Origin of the sequence: Nonomuraea glycinis, from assembly GCF_035920485.1 — a bacterium.
Classification (GTDB): Bacteria; Actinomycetota; Actinomycetes; order Streptosporangiales; family Streptosporangiaceae; genus Nonomuraea; species Nonomuraea glycinis.
Genome location: NZ_CP109166.1, coordinates 2,346,264 through 2,361,297 on the forward strand (window position 1 = coordinate 2,346,264; position 15,034 = coordinate 2,361,297).

Sequence of the window (15,034 nt, forward strand, 5' to 3'; positions counted from 1 at the left end):
GCTCCAGGAGAGGGAGAATTACTCCTAGTTACTTGTCAGTCGCTCATCGTAGCAGCGATCCTTCGCCGGACCGCGGTGTCGCTCAGGCCCGCCTCACGGGTGGTCGGCGCAGCACGGTGTGGGGTCCGGCACGCGGTGGTGGCCCTGGCCCATGGTGGCTTCAGCGCCGGGCGGGTATCACGGTGGCCAGGCCGTCCAGCATCCGTTCGAGGCCGAAGGCGAACAGCGACTCCAGGTCGAGCTCCACGCCGAGGTCCGTCACCTGCGCCGCCAGCCGCCCATCGATCGGCAGGCGGGCGGCGACCCACTGCTTGCTGGTCATCCCGGTGTCCCGCTGGGCGGCGACCTCGCTCTCGATGTTCACCGCCGTGCCGCGCACGTAGTTGACCATCGTGCTGTAGATGTGCAACCGGGTGCTCGGGTCGAGGGCGAGCCCGTCGAGCGCGCCGATGGACCAGCGGGCGTATGCCATCATGCCGGGCAGCATGACGGGCCGGGTGAGCGAGACGACCCGCGCCAGCCATGGATGGCGGTGATAAGCCTCCCATTGCAGGCGGGCGGCGAGCCGAAGGTGGGACCGCCAGCCGGGAGGCGGCGTCGGCAGGTCGATCTCGGCGAAGGCGGCGTCGGCCATGTGCTGGGCGAGGTCGGCCTTGGTGTCGATGTGCCGGTAGAGGGTCATCGTCGCGACGCCGAGCCGGGAGGCGACCGTACGCATCGACAGCGAGGCCAGCCCGTCGACGTCCGCGATCTCCATGGCGACCCGCACGATGCGGTCGTGGTCCAGCCCGCCGGCGGGGCGGCCGGGCAGGGCCTGCCCGGCGACCACGGCGCCCACCCGAGGTGCGGACTCGATGGCACCCGCCTGCTTCAGCGTGGTCAGCGCCTTGGTCGCGGTCGCCATGGCGACCCCCCACTCCGCGACGATCGCCCTGGTGGTGGGCACGGGATCGCCCGGCCTCAGCTCCCCTTCGGCGATGCGCCGCTGGATGTCGGCGACGATCCGGAGGTACGGGGGGCGCGGGTCGGTCACGATGTTCACTCTGCCATGCGCCGTCAGAGGTCCGGCAGCCAGTTTCCGTGCAGTCCGAGCGGCACCCGGACCGGAAGGTGGACCCGCGCGACGGGCTCGCCGGTGAAGTCCTGCGCGGAGAGGATGACCAGGTCGCTGGCGCCCCTGGCGGGATTGTGCACATAGGTGAGGAGGTAGCCGTCGTCCTCTCCTGCCCCAGAGGCGGCGAACACGGCCTCACCGACGGCCTCGTCGCGACCGAACCCGTGCACCTCGGCCGTACCGCGTCGCAGGTCGTGCTTGACCAGCGCATTGGTGAAGGCCTGATCGCCGGGTGTGCCCTCCGGGGTGAACGGCATGCCGTACAGGGCCGTGGCGGCCGAGTAGCCGAACCGGTGCGGGCGGGTGGTCCAGTCCTGGTTGACGCGCGGGAAGTCCTGGGGCCGGTCGTCGATCCGCCGCTGGTGGACCTTGTCCGCCCCGATCGTCCAACGGTCCAGGACGGGACGGATCGCTCCGGGGTCGGCGGGGTCGAACGGTCCCTCCGCCGTGATCAGGTCGACCACGATCGAGTCGCCGTCGTCGTAGGCGTTGAGCGTGTGGCTGACATGGACGGGGTCGATGTCCAGCCAGCGCACGTCGCCGCCCGTGCGCGGCATGACTCCCACGCGGGTGGGGTGCTCAGGCAGCCAGCGGCACTCGAACCCGTCGAAGCCCAGCGGAGTGTCCCAGATGACCACGTTCTTCGCGGTGAGCGCGAAGTCATGCATGAACGGCGTCCGTGCCACGGGGATGCCGGTGGCCTGCACGACCGTGCCCTCGGGGTCGATCACGATGTACTGCACGAAGTCGCGTCCCACCAGGTAGGACAGCGAGTGCAGCGTGCCGGTGAGCGGATCGTGCTTGGCGTGCGCCCCGGCCGTGAAGCCCTCGGCCGTGCCGCCGAGCGCGCAGGAGCCCACCGTGTTCAGCTCGCCGTCCAGCTCGGCGGGCGGCGCACCCCCTTCGATCAGCGCGAAGGTACGGTGAGCATGCTCGATCACGTGCACCATCGGCCCGAAGTCCGTCCGGACCCAGCGATTGCGATACCACTCGGCCCGGCCGTCGCGCAGTCGCACGCCGTGCACCATTCCCTGGCCCATTCCCCAGATGTGCACGACGGGATCTTCGATGTTCAGCGGATTCGGGCCGTTGCGCAGGTAGCGCCCGTTCAGCTCGGCCGGGACGCGCCCGGTGACCGGGAGATCGTGGACGGTGACTTCCTCAGTGACGGGCTCGAACGGCCCTTCCAGATACTTCATGTTGACACCGTACGAAGATCCGCGCGGCATGCCTTGTCCAGCCGTCGAAAAGGACCGCGTGCACTAGTGCAGATGCAGATCGAGCTGGAGCTTGGGCTCATCGTGGCCAACGGCTTGCCCGGGTCTGGGTAGGGACGCGCTGTGAAGTCCGAGCGCAAGGGGTTGATGACCATGGCCGCTGATCAGCGTCGCACCACGTGGGCCGATCTCGTGGTCATCCAGGAGGGGCCGTCCCGGTTCCGGATCGCGGGTCTGATGGTGGCCGGCGGGTGCGCGGGGGCGGCTGTCGCGTACCTGCTCGATCCGCAGCGCGGGCACACCCGCCGGGCGCACCTGCGCGACCAGGCCTCGCACGCCACCCACGAGCTGCAGGACGGGCTCGGCGTGCTGGCGCGGGACGCCGGCAACCGCGGCCGCGGGGTGGTGGCCGGCGCGCGCTACCGGATCAGGGGCGGCTCCGCCGACGACCGCGTCCTGCACGAGCGGGTACGCGCGGAGCTGGGCCGGCACGTCACGCATGCGCATGCCGTGGAGATCTCGGTGGCCGACGGCGTGGTGGCCCTGGCCGGCGAGGTGCTCGCCGGGGAGGCCGAGCACGCGCAACGGGGGATCCGCCACATCCCGGGCGTCCGGCGGGTGGAGCCGTCCTGGAGCGTGCACCGTGACGCGGCCGACGTGCCGCGGCTGCAGGGCGGCCGGCCGCGTCGACCCACCCCCGAGCTGCTGCAGGAGCGCTGGGCGCCGACCACCCGGCTGCTGGCGGGAGCCGGCGCAGTGACGATCTTGAGCATGGCCAGGCGGCTGCCGGGGCCGATCCGCTGGATGGCCCGCTGCGCGGGCGGCGCGCTGGCCGTGCGGGCCGCGACGAACCTGCCGATGAAGCGGATCACCGGGATCACCGCCGGCCGGCGGGCCGTGGACCTCGACGACGCCATCTCCATCGGGGCGCCGATCGAGCAGATCTGGCCGCTGGTGAGCGACTACACCGTCTTCGCCAAGCTCATGCCCGACGTCCGCGAGATCCGCCGCAGCGCGGACGGCCGCCTGTCGCACTGGACGATCGCGGGACCGGCGGGGGTGCCGGTCCGCTTCGACGCCGTGGAGACCAAGCGCCAGGAGAACCGGGAGATCGCCTGGAAGACCACCGAGGGCCAGCTCGTCGCGCACACCGGCGCGATCCGCCTGATGCCCGAGCCCGGTGGCCGGACCCGGGTCCAGGTGCGGTTGACGTACAACCCGGTGGCGGGCGCGGTCGGTCATGCCATCGCGGCGATGCTCGGCGCGAACCCGGCGCACCGGATGAAGCAGGACCTGATGCGGCTGAAGTCGTACGCCGAGGCCCGCGCCACCCAGCCCGTCCGGACCTGAGGCTCGTCAGGTCACCGAGACGGCTGCCGCGCGCATGGTGTCGAAGTTGGCCACGTACTGCCGGTAGACGGTCTTGTTGTTGAGTCGCAGAAGGGCCTCGTCGTTGCGGCGCAGGGAGGTCAGGTTGTAGTTGTGGCTGCCCGTGAAGACCCAGTGGGCGTCACGCTCACCATCGTAGGAGCCCTCGACGAGGAGGTACTTCGAGTGGACGCGGCCGGGCAGCGCGCCACCGGTGCCGAGGGTGCGCAGCTCGACGCGCGGCTCGCTCAGCAGGACCTGCTTGACCTCGTCGTCCATGATGCCGGAGACGACCTTGACCGTGCAGCCCTGGGCGGCCAGGTCGCGCAGCTTCGCGGGGATCGCGATGCGGTAGGTGTCCCACTCCGACATCCCGACCCGGACGGTCGTGCGGCCGCCCTTGCAGGAGACCTTGTCGAGGTACTCGACGATGGGGTCGGCGGTGCCGGCCTTGGGGAAGAAGTGCACCCGTACGGACCCGCCCGCGGCTCCGGTGTTGACCACGCGGTAGTAGTCGAGGTTCTTCCGCTCCGCCGCCAGGTCCTCGAAGTAGCCGTCGTAGGCCTGGTAGAGGCGCTTGTTGCCGGGCAGGACGACCGCGTTGTTCCAGTACGTCGAGGAGTTCAGGTCGGTGAGGTTGGCCGAAGACTGCACCACCACGTTCGAGGCGTCGCCGGTCTTCGAGAACAGGTAGAACTTGTTGTGCTGCCCCTTGTCGCCGATGCAGGCGGCCGTGCCGCCCGACATCGGGCCGGTGCAGACGTGCAGCCATGAGGCGGCCGACCGGTCCGTGCCCAGCCCGCTCGCCAACTGCGCCGCCACCACGCCGCCGCGGGTGTCACCGTCCAGGATGACCTGCACCTTGACGCCGCGCTGGTGCGCCTTGATGAGCTCGTCGGCGAACTCGGTGCCCGCGGTGCCGGACATGACGAAGTGGGCGACCTGGATGCGCGCGCCGGCGGGGGTCTGCTTGACCAGGGCGCAGATCTTCCGGACGATCGCGACCGGGTCACCGCCGACCGGCTCGCTGAAGACCGCGCCGGCCGACACCGGCGCCTCGGGCGCGTCGGCACAGGCGCCGGCACTCGCCGTGGCGGAGCCGCTCAGGCCGAGCACCGGCATGGCCACGGCGGTGGCCGCCAACACGGTCAGTAATCTGCGGGGCATGGTGACTCCTTATGAAGGGGCGGGGAAATGGCAGGCGACCGGGTGATCCGTGTCGCGCTCGATCAGCACCGGTTCCTCCTCCCGGCAGCGATCCTGGGCCTGCCAGCAGCGAGTTCGGAAACGGCAGCCCGAAGGCGGGGACAACGGGGAGGGAACATCTCCCCCGAGGACGATCTCCCTCCGCTCGTCGTCCCTCCAGTCGTCGAGGCTCGGCGCCGCGGACAGCAGAGCCTGCGTGTACGGGTGCGAGGGGTTCCGGTAGACGCTGTCCTTCGAGCCGACCTCGACGATCTTGCCGAGATACATCACGGCGACCCGGTCGCAGATGTGGCGGACCACTCCGAGGTCATGGGAGATGAACAGGTAGGCGACGCCGAGATCGCGTTGCAGGTCCTTGAGCAGGTTGAGGATCTGCGCCCGGACGGAGACGTCGAGGGCGGACACCGACTCGTCGCAGACGATCAGCCGGGGTCGCACGGCCAGGGCGCGGGCGATGGCGATGCGCTGCCGCTGGCCGCCGGAGAACTGGTGCGGGTAGCGGTCGGCGTGCTCGGCGCGCAGGCCGACGCGGTCCAGCAGGCTCCGCACCTCCTCGTCCCACCGCTCACGTGGCACCAGCCCGCGATGGATCCGCCAGGGCTCCTTGAGCAGCGCCGCCACGGTCATCCGCGGGTTGAGCGAGGCGTACGGGTCCTGGAAGATCAGCTGGATGTCCTGCCTGAGCAGGCGCATCTCCTGGGCCGGTAGCGTCGACAGGTCGCGGCCCTCGAACAGCACCCGGCCGCTCGACGGGCGCACCAGGCCGACGATGGTTCGCGCGACCGTGGACTTGCCGCAGCCGGACTCACCGACCAGGCCCACGGTCTCGCCCGCCCGCACGGTGAGGCTCACCCCGGCGACGGCCCGGACCTCGCCGCCTGAGCGGCCGATCCCGCGCGTGAGCCGGTAGCTGGTGACCAGGTCGTTCAGCTCCAGGATCGGCTCATCCATGACCGGTGTGGACACCCGTCATCACCTCCTCGGCGAAGTGGCAGGCGCTGGCCCGGCGCGGCCCCAGCTCGTGCTGCTCGGGGTCCACCTCCCGGCACTTGTCCCGGGCGAAGGGGCAGCGCGGATGGAAGGCGCAGCCGTCCGGCGGCGCCAGGAGGTCGGGGGGCTGGCCGTCGATCGCCTCCAGCGGAGCTCCGCCGTCGCGCGGCGTGGGCACCGCCCGCATCAGGCCCAGGGTGTAGGGGTGGGCGGGACGCTCGTACACCTCGGCCACGGTGCCCGTCTCGACGATGCGGCCCGCGTACATGACCGCCACCCGGTCGGCCGCTCGGGCGACCACCCCCAGGTCGTGACTGATGATGATCATGCCGAGCCGGTCGGCGCGCTGCCGCTGCCGCAGCAGCCTGAGGATCTGCGCCTGCACGGTGACGTCCAGCGCGGTGGTCGGCTCGTCGGCGATGAGCAGCCGGGGGTCGAGGGCGAGCGCTATCGCGATCATCACGCGCTGGCGCATCCCGCCGGAGAAGCGGTGCGGGTGATCGTCCAGGCGCCGCTCGGCGTCCGGGATGCCCACCTGCTCCATGAGGCCCACGGCCAGGCGCCGGGACTCCTTGCGGCCGAGGCGGCGGTGCCTGCGGAACATCTCGGCGATCTGGTATCCCACGGTCAGCGACGGGTTCAGCGCGCTCAGCGGGTCCTGGAAGATCATCGCGATCCGCTCGCCGCGGAGTTCGCGCCACTCCTTGTCCGAGAGCCCGGTGACGTCGCGGCCCTCGATCGTGACACGTCCCGAGACGATGCGCGCCCGCAGCGGCACCAGGCCCATCAGCGTGTGCGCGGTCACGCTCTTGCCGCTGCCGGACTCGCCCACGATCGCCAGCGTCTCGCCCTCGCCGACCTGGAAGGACACGCCCCGCACCGCACGCAGCGGGCCTTTCGGCGTGTCGAACTCCACGGCCAGGTCGTCGACCTGCAGCAGTACTCCGGTCATCGTCAGAGCTCCGTCATCGGATCGGAAGTGTCGCGAAGCAGGTCACCGAGGATCCCGATGCTCACGACCACCAGGGCCAGGGCCGCGCCGGGCACCGCGGCGATCCACCAGGCGGAGGCCAGGTAGTCGCGGCCCTCGGCGATCGTCGATCCCCAGGACGCCTGGGACGACGGCACCCCGAGGCCGAGAAAGCTCAGCGACGCCTCGGCCACCATGGTCAGTCCCACCTGTACGGTCGCTGCCACGAGCAGCGGCGGCAGGCACGAGGGCAGGATGTAGTGCAGCAGGATCCGCCCGTGCGAGGCGCCCATCACCCGCGCCGAATCCACGAACTCCCGGTCGCGCACGGCGATCGCGGACCCTCGCACCACCCGGGCGAAGATCACCCAACGGGTCACCGCCAGGGCGATGATCACGTTCACCATGCTCGGGCCGAGTACTCCGGCCAGGAGGATGGCGAGCAGCAGGCTGGGGAAGGCGAGCTGGATGTCGCCGACCCGGGAGATGATGCCGTCCGCCCAGCCGCCGAAGTAGCCCGCGACCAGGCCGAGGAACAGGCCGACCGAGCCGCCCACGAGCACGGTGACCAGGGCCACGGTCAACGAGGTCCGCATGCCCGCCAGCACCTCGGCCAGGATGTCCTGCCCCACCTGGTCGGTGCCGAGCCAGGCGACCGCGCCGTCGGACAGCCGGGCCCCCGGGGGCAGCAGCCGGTCCGGCGGGCTGGTGCGCGCGGAGTCGTACGGCTTGATCAGTGGTCCGAGCAGCCCCGCGACCACGAACACCAGCACCGTCCCGATGGCGAGGTGCGCGCGCAGTGGCAGAGCGGCCAGTCGTCGCAGCACCGGTGCCGGCCCGCCGCTCCGGCCGGGCGTGGTTCGCACCGCCGTCATGCGTTCTCCAGCTGGATCCGGGGATCGAGGTACGCGTAGAGCACGTCCACGATCAGATTGAGCACGATGTAGCAGAGGGTGATCACTGTCAGGATGGCCTCGACCACGGCGTAGTCGCGGAAGGTGATGGAGTCCACCAGCAGCGAGCCGATCCCGGGCCAGGCGAAGATCACCTCGACGATGACGCCGTTGGCGATGAAGTAGCCCATCAGCAGCCCGAGCATCGTCACGATGGGGACCAGGGTGTTGCGCAGCACGTGGATGTAGAAGACCACCCGGTGGCTCAGGCCCTTGGCGTGCGCCGTGCGGACGTAGTCCTGGTTCATCTCCTCCAGGATCCCGGTGCGCACGAGGCGGCCCAGCCAGCCGACGAACGGTAGGGCGAGGGTGAGGGCCGGCAGCAGAAGGCTCGCCATCGACCCGTCCGCCGTGCTGGGCAGGATCTGCAGCATGCGCGCGAAGATGAGCGACAGCATGATGCCGATCCAGAAGGGCGGCAGCGCCTGGCCGACCAGTGAGGTCACCGAGATCAGATGGTCGATGGCGGTGTTGGCGTGGCGGGCCGCGTAGGAGCCGGCGACGAAGCCGAGGACCACCGTGATGATCATGGCCCAGGCCGACAGCACCAGCGTGGGCCCGAGCCGTTCCAGGCAGGCGTCGAGCGCGGCCACGCCCTGCCGCCACGAGTCGCCGAAGTCGAGCCGTACGACGTCCTGAAGGTGGCTGATGTACTGCGCCGGCAGCGGATCGTCGAGACCGAGCTCGGCGCGCAGCTCGGCGAGCTGCTCGGGCGTGGCCTGGCTGCCCAGGATCAGCTCGGCCGGGTCCCCGGGGAGCACGCGCAGCGCGATGAAGACGATGGTGATGGCGCCCCAGATCTGCAGCAGGGCCTGGGCCAGCCGGCGTCCGACGAACGCGGTCATGCGCCGCCTCCGCTCGATGCCCGGGCGACCAGCCGGGGCGGGAAGAGGATCTTCTCCGGCGCGCCGTCCGCCGGGCGCCGCTTGAGCCGCCGGAGCATGTGCTCGACCGCGGACAGGCCGATCTCGGCCGCGGGCAGCTCCACCGTGGTCAGCGACGGTATGACGTACGGCGCGAATGGGTCGCCGCCGTAGCCGATCACGAGCACGTCGTCCGGAATGCGGAGACCCTCCTCGTTGGCCACCCGGTACACGCCGAGCGCGAAGTAGTCGTTGCCCGCCACGAAGGCCGTCGGCCGCCGCCGCTCGCTCAGCAGCACCTCCCGCGCCAGCCGATAGGCCTCGCGCGGGTCCCAGGGCATGGCGCTCTGCTCCAGCCGCCGGGTCGGCACCTTCATCATGCTGTCCGGCTCGATGCGCAGGCCGCTGTCCGCCATGGCCCGGCGGTAGCCCTCGACCCGGTCGGTGACCGACGAGACGCCCAGGTCCTCCTCCAGGAAGTAGATCTTGCGGGCTCCCTGGGCGATGGCGTGCCGGGCGGCCTCGTAGCCGCCCTGGACGTGGTCGACGCCCACCAGATCGGTGTTCAGCTCCGGCAGGTCACGGTTGATCAGGACGACGGGCACTCCCGCCGAGCGGAAGCGCCGCCAGTGGTCCGCGCCCTCCTGCACCGCCACCACGAGCACTCCGTCCACGCCACGGCGCAGCAGCTCCTCGGCCGCGCGCCGCTCGTTGGCCAGGCTCTCCTCCGTCGCCATGAGCAGCAACGAGTAGCCGTGCTTGCGGCAGTGCTGCTCCATGCCGCTGATGAGCTGCGCGTAGAACGGGTTGGACGGGTTGGTCATGACCATCCCGAGCGTCGTCGCCGAACCCAGCACCAGGGACCGCGCCGTGGAGTTCGGCACGTAGCCGAGCCGCTCGGCCTCGGCCTTGACGCGGTCCCTGGTCTCCACGCTGACGCTGTCCTTGTCGGCCAGCGCGCGCGAGACGGTGTTGACCGACACGCCCAGGCTCTCGGCGATGTCCCTCAAGGTCGTACGGCGCATGGTGTCCCCAAGCTGGTCGGGTCGTGCGGGCCCATCAGGACGTGGTCACCGCGCGGAACTCCGGCTGGCTGTTCGCCACCGGGACGAACTGCTGGACCGTCGAGCGCAGACCGTACGTGGCCGCCAGGGCCGCCGGGAAGACGCCGACCGCGTCCCGCCAGATGATCTCGCATGCCCGGCCGTAGAGCGACTTGCGCCGCTCCTGGTCGGAGGTCGTGCGGGCCTCGGTCAGGATGCCGTCGAGCTCCTTGTTCTTGTAGCCCATCCGGTTGGCCTCGCTGGTGTAGAGCCTGCCCAGGGTGTAGTCGGCGTCTCCGGTGGTCACCGTGTTCACCTGCAGCTCGATGTCCCAGTCGAGGGCGGTCAGCCGTTTGATCCAGGCGGCCTTCTCGATCTGCTGCGGCTCCACGATGACGCCCACCTTCGCCCAGGCCGAGATGATCGACTGCGCCAGCTCGGTCGCGAGGGGCCCGGTGTCCTTGAACCACATCAGCGAGGTCTTGATGCCGTCGGCGTGCCCGGCCTCGGCCAGCTCCTTCTTGGCCAGGTCGGGGTCATATGCGTAGGGCTGCTGGGGGGCGTGGCCGAAGACCGCGGGCGGGATCGGGGCGTCCATGACGGTCGCGGCGTCGCCGTACAGGTTGGAGACGATGCTCTTCAGGTCCAGCGCGTGGTGCAGCGCGCGCCTGACGCGGGGGTCGGAGAAGGGCTCGCGTCCGCAGTTGAACCAGGTGAGGAAGTAGTTGAGGCCCGGCTCGCTCTCGATCCGCAGGCCGTCCACGCCCTGCAGCCGCTTCAGCTCGTCCGGCGGGATGATCCACGTGACGTCCACCTCGCCGTTCTGCAGCGAGGTCATCCGGGTCGACGCCTCGGGGATGTACGGCAGGCGCAGGCCGGGGAGCTTGGACGCGCCGGCCCAGTGGCTCTTGGCGGGCTCCAGCAGGAGCTGGGCGGACGGGGTGAACGACTTGACGGCGAACGGGCCGCTGCCGATGGGCTTGCGGAAGAAGCCGGCCTCGCCCATGCGGGCGGCGGGGAGGATGAAGGCGAGGGTCAGGTTGGCCAGCAGGGTGCCGAGAGGGTCGGTGGTGGTGATCCGGACGGTGAGCGGATCGGGGGCCTCGATCGTGTCGATCATGGACCACAGCGGCTTCTGCGGGCCGTCCGACTTGGCCAGCCGGTCCAGCGACGCCTTCACATCGGCCGAGGTCAGCTTCGTGCCGTCGTGGAAGGTGACGCCGTCGCGCAGCGTGAACTCCCATGTCCTGTCGTCGGGCTGCTGCCAGGACGTGGCCAGACGGGGGGCCGGCTTGTCGCCGTCCCGGCCGACCAGCGTGTCGTAGATCTGCCGGTTGGCCAGCAGCGACGCCTCGTCGACCGCGCTCGCGCCGTGCGGATCGAGGTCGTTGATCGCCTGGTAGAAAGCCGCGCTGAGCGGCCGGCTGCCGCCCGCCGCCGGGCCGGTTCCGGAGCCGCCGGGCGCGCATCCCGCTACCAGCGTGGGAAGCGAGACGCCCGCGGCTCCGGCCCCGAGCATGGCCAGGAAGCGCCGCCTGCCCAACCCCTCCATCGGTCCCATGTCCGGTCTCCTTCCGTCAGCTCTTGAGGGCCAGATAGATCTGGACCTTCGCCTTGGGGTCGCCCCCGCGCAGCGTGGCCCGCAGCCGCAGCCAGTGGCCGAACTCCTGGACCCGCCAGGTCACCAGGCCCGGCTCGGTCGTCACCTGCATGGGGGTCTCGTCGTCGCACCAGTGCAGCCCGTCCGGGGAGACCTGGGTGGTCAGGTGCAGGTGGGGCTCCTCGCCCTCCAGCGCCAGGGTCCGCACGAACCAGCGAGCCTCCCTCGCCCACCCGGCCTCGTACGGCTCGGTGGCGAAATCAGCGGTGAAAGTGGTGTTGCGCTCCAGAACAGCGGTGAGAGCATGCTTCATTTCCGGTGTCACCAATCCACGGAGATAAGTGCGGAGTCGAGGAAAAGGAAATTGCGGACCGGAGAATGGGTTCGCACGCTGACATAGAAATTCAGCAGGTTCTCCAGCCCTTCGTACTTGTCCGCGTACTGCGGGACCGGGACGTGCCGCATGTCCATGACCCGATCGTTCACCTGGAGCTCGATGTTCGTCCGGGTGCGGGTGTCGAACTGCCAGCGCAGGTAGTGCCAATTGACCTTGGTCGGGACCTCGTTGTAGCAGAGGTACTGGGGCTTGTCGTCGATCGGGCGCCAGTCCTTGGGATCAGGGGCCGTGAAGTCCTCGGTGGGCGACAGGTTCTCCTGGTTGTGCAGGTTCTCGCGGGGGGTCGGCTCCGGGACGGTCGGGTAGATCCAGCGCCGGGTGAACTTGTTGTCCAGGTCGGTGTTCTGGTAGCGGGCGACGCAGTGATAGCGGATGCCGTCGCCGTCGCACAGGTCCGTGGCCACGGTGAACGCGCCGAACTGGGCCTCCGACGGGTGCAGGTTGCCGTCCCACTCCACGTCGCCGAAGCTGTTGCCGAGCGACGACTCCTCGGTCGCGGCCTCGCCCTTGTACGTGAAGTAGGTCTCGAACTGGATGACCCCGCGCTGGGCCATGGTCAGCCGGCGGATCGCGACGGCGGTGTGCCCGGTCACCGGCCGGGTGGCGATCTTGAGCGCGTAGTTGCCGCTCATCGCGCCGTGGGTGCCGATGTCGAAGAAGTCGCACGCGCTGAGCTGCGGCGGCCGGAAGTCGCGCATGTGGACGTCCACGGTGTCGAGGTTCCCGTGGCCGTCGTGATTTCCGATGAGTTCGCACCAGCCGTGTGTTCCGGTGTTGAACTCGTCGTAGGCGAGAATCCGGGGCAACGGGTTGAACTTGGAAAGTCTCGGATCCGCCGCGATCAGTGCGCGGCGAAGGTCGTCAGCCGGAACATGGGTGGTCTCCACGCTCAGTTGGCTCCTTCTTCTAGACGATTTCCGTCTCCAGCATTAACGTTCACGTGAACGTTAATTCCGGGTTTCGAGGACGCTAACTCCCCCGTCCGAGCCTGTCAAGGGCCTTCGCCCGGCTCGCGGGCGCGCGAGGCTCCCCTTCCGGAGCCGACGCGCGCCCCTTATCGTGTGAAGTGCTGAGAGATCCGAGAAAGGACGTGGGATGCCGGATGTACGCCCACTTGGGCCCGGCGATCCCGAGCGGATCAACGGTTATCGCCTCACCGGTGTGCTCGGCTCCGGCGGGCAGGGCGTGGTCTACCTGGGGGCCGGCGAGAACGGCCGCGACGTGGCCATCAAGCTGCTGCACAGCCACCTGAGCCACGACGACGACGTCGCCAAGGGCTTCATGCGCGAGGTCGAGGCGGCGCGCCGGGTGGCCGCCTTCTGCACGGCGGCCGTGCTGGACGTCGGCATGCTGGGCGACCGGCCGTACATCGTGAGTGAGTACGTCGCCGGCGAGACCCTGCAGGCGCTCGTCCGGACCTCGGGGCCGCGGACCGGGGGCGGGCTGGACCGGCTCGCGATCTCCACCCTGACCGCGCTGGCCGCCATCCACCAGGCCGGGATCGTGCACCGCGACTTCAAGCCGGGCAATGTGCTGATCGGCCCGGAAGGCCCGATCGTCATCGACTTCGGGATCGCCAAGGCGCTCGACGCCACCACGCGCGCCTCGGGGCCGGTCGGCACCCCTACCTACATGTCGCCCGAGCAGTTCAGGGGCGAGCGGATCGGGCCCGAGTCCGACCTTTTCAGCTGGGCGGGCACGATGGTGTTCGCCGCCACCGGACGGCCCGCCTTCGCGGCCGAGAGGGTGCCCGCCGTCGTGCACGCCGTGCTGAGCGGCTCCCCCGACCTCACCGGCGTGCCGCCGCACCTGCTGGAGCCCATCCAGGCATGCCTGGCCAAGGACCCGGCGGCCCGCCCGAACACGGCCGACCTCTTACAACGGCTGATCAGACAACAGCCAGGAACACCGATCCAACTCCACCCCGATCAACCCCCACCGACCCATCCCCAACCCGGCCGGCAGTCAGGCCCGATGGGGCGGTCTCACACCGGCCGGCAGCCGGGGCCCATGGGTCAGCCTCAGGGGGGTCGGCAGCCGGGGGCGCCGTCGGGGCCCGCGTCCGTACCTCTGCCGGAGGTTACGACCGCGCCGCCCAGGCGGGCCAGGCCGGTCAGTCGCCGGGCTCTGATCAGCGGGGGCGTCGCGGCCACCGCCGCGATGGCGGTCTCCGCTTTCGCTGTCTTCCGGCCGGCCGGCGGCACCCCCGGGGCGGACGGTAAGGAGCTTCAGCCGCGCGGCGGCGTACAGCAGCCCGGCACTCCGACGGCCTCCGCCGTGACCACGACCGCCGCTACGCCGACGGCCACGCCCACGGCCGAGCCCTTCGGCACGGCGGTCAAGGAGCCCGTCTCCCTGCCCGGAGGCAGCCAGGCGACGGCGCTGGCCGCCACGGGCGGCACCGTCGGCTGCGGGACGAAGAAGGGCGTGGTGCTCGCCTGGGAGCTGGGCGCGACGGAGGTCACCCGGCTGGGCGACGGCGGCGCGGCGGTGACCTCGGTGGCGACCGGCGAGCTCGACGGGAAGACGGTGGTCGCCTCCGGTCACTCCGACGGCAGAATGCGGCTGTGGACCGTGACAGGCGAGAGCCTGGGCACGCACCGGGCCGGCGACCCCGTCCTCGCCGTCACGGTCGCCGGCGGAAAGGCGGTCGCGGTCACGCAGAAGTACGACGGTCTGACCGACCTGTACAGCGTCGTACGGCTCTGGGACATCGCCACCGGCAAGCAGATCGGCGCCACGATCAAGGACCACTTCCAGGGCATCCACGGCCTGACCTTCGGCAGGCTCGGCGAACAGGACGTGCTGGTCACCGGCTCCGGCGGCAACCGGGTCCGGGTGTGGCGGCTGTCGACCGGCAAGCTCATGCGCTCCTTCCACACCGGCGAGGTCGGCGGCATCGAGCGGTTGGCCTGCGGCCGGGCCAAGGGCAAGGACGTCCTGGTCTCCACCCACCTCGACGCCACCCTGCGCGTGTACGACCTGGCCACCGGCAAGCGCCGCAAGAAGTGGACCTTCAGCGGCCAGAGCCCCGACGACCGAGGCACCTCCGCCCTGGTCGCGGGCCAGATCGGCGACCAGCCCATCGCGGCCGTCGCGCACACCCCGTTCGGCGGCGACGTCATCGTCCGGGTCTGGGACCTGGACGACGGCGACATCGTCGGCGTCCTCGGCCCCGACGCCGGCGGCGAGATCCGCGCCTTGGCCCTGAGCGAGCTCGGCGGCCTGCCGGTCATCGTGGGCGCCGACGAACAGCAGGCACTGCACGCCTGGAGCCTCGGCTCGGAGTGACACCGCGACCGGACCGAGGACG

At 70.6% G+C, this 15,034-nt stretch carries 13 protein-coding genes; 2 read left to right on the plus strand and 11 right to left on the minus strand.

Annotated elements, in window-relative coordinates; translation table 11 throughout:
• Positions 1-160: 160 nt before the first annotated feature.
• Both OHA68_RS10780 and OHA68_RS10785 read right to left on the minus strand, forming a co-directional pair.
• Positions 161-1,033, minus strand: coding sequence for a GntR family transcriptional regulator (locus tag OHA68_RS10780; protein ID WP_327107499.1), 873 nt, complete (start codon positions 1,031-1,033; stop codon positions 161-163).
• 23 nt (positions 1,034-1,056) lie between these two features.
• Positions 1,057-2,313, minus strand: coding sequence for a carotenoid oxygenase family protein (locus OHA68_RS10785; protein WP_327107500.1), 1,257 nt, complete (start codon positions 2,311-2,313; stop codon positions 1,057-1,059).
• 141 nt (positions 2,314-2,454) lie between these two features.
• Here OHA68_RS10785 and OHA68_RS10790 point away from each other — a divergent pair, with 141 nt between their 5' ends.
• Positions 2,455-3,681 (plus strand): SRPBCC family protein, encoded by a 1,227-nt coding sequence (locus OHA68_RS10790; protein ID WP_327107501.1) that lies wholly within the window; start codon positions 2,455-2,457, stop codon positions 3,679-3,681.
• A gap of 6 nt (positions 3,682-3,687) precedes the next feature.
• Here the strand turns inward: OHA68_RS10790 and OHA68_RS10795 are convergent, their stop codons facing one another.
• The 9 genes from OHA68_RS10795 to OHA68_RS10835 are packed head-to-tail and all read right to left on the minus strand — an operon-like array spanning position 3,688 to position 12,608.
• Complete coding sequence (locus tag OHA68_RS10795; protein WP_327107502.1) at positions 3,688-4,866, minus strand: phospholipase D-like domain-containing protein; 1,179 nt, start codon at positions 4,864-4,866, stop codon at positions 3,688-3,690.
• 9 nt (positions 4,867-4,875) lie between these two features.
• Complete coding sequence (locus OHA68_RS10800) at positions 4,876-5,856, minus strand: ABC transporter ATP-binding protein (RefSeq protein WP_327107503.1); 981 nt, start codon at positions 5,854-5,856, stop codon at positions 4,876-4,878.
• Positions 5,849-6,847, minus strand: coding sequence for an ABC transporter ATP-binding protein (locus tag OHA68_RS10805; RefSeq protein WP_189138000.1), 999 nt, complete (start codon positions 6,845-6,847; stop codon positions 5,849-5,851). The genes OHA68_RS10800 and OHA68_RS10805 overlap by 8 nt, the downstream gene beginning before the upstream one ends.
• A gap of 2 nt (positions 6,848-6,849) precedes the next feature.
• Positions 6,850-7,740, minus strand: a complete 891-nt coding sequence (locus OHA68_RS10810; RefSeq protein ID WP_327107504.1) for an ABC transporter permease — start codon at positions 7,738-7,740, stop codon at positions 6,850-6,852.
• Positions 7,737-8,663 carry an ABC transporter permease gene (locus OHA68_RS10815; protein WP_189137998.1) on the minus strand — a complete coding sequence of 309 codons (927 nt, stop codon included), beginning with the start codon at positions 8,661-8,663 and terminating at the stop codon, positions 7,737-7,739. The genes OHA68_RS10810 and OHA68_RS10815 overlap by 4 nt, the downstream gene beginning before the upstream one ends.
• Positions 8,660-9,706: a LacI family DNA-binding transcriptional regulator gene (locus OHA68_RS10820; protein WP_327107505.1), complete on the minus strand. Its 1,047-nt coding sequence runs from the start codon at positions 9,704-9,706 to the stop codon at positions 8,660-8,662. The genes OHA68_RS10815 and OHA68_RS10820 overlap by 4 nt, the downstream gene beginning before the upstream one ends.
• A gap of 34 nt (positions 9,707-9,740) precedes the next feature.
• Positions 9,741-11,285 (minus strand): ABC transporter substrate-binding protein, encoded by a 1,545-nt coding sequence (locus OHA68_RS10825; protein ID WP_327107506.1) that lies wholly within the window; start codon positions 11,283-11,285, stop codon positions 9,741-9,743.
• A 16-nt stretch (positions 11,286-11,301) separates the two neighbouring features.
• Entirely contained in the window at positions 11,302-11,637 is a 336-nt protein-coding gene (locus tag OHA68_RS10830) for a hypothetical protein (RefSeq protein ID WP_327107507.1), read from the minus strand.
• Positions 11,638-11,645: 8 nt separating this feature from the next.
• Complete coding sequence (locus OHA68_RS10835; protein ID WP_327107508.1) at positions 11,646-12,608, minus strand: DUF6772 family protein; 963 nt, start codon at positions 12,606-12,608, stop codon at positions 11,646-11,648.
• Between the two features lie 208 nt (positions 12,609-12,816).
• Here OHA68_RS10835 and OHA68_RS10840 point away from each other — a divergent pair, with 208 nt between their 5' ends.
• A complete protein-coding gene (locus tag OHA68_RS10840) occupies positions 12,817-15,012 on the plus strand; it encodes a WD40 repeat domain-containing serine/threonine protein kinase (protein WP_327107509.1) in 2,196 nt (731 codons plus the stop codon).
• Positions 15,013-15,034 lie beyond the last annotated feature (22 nt).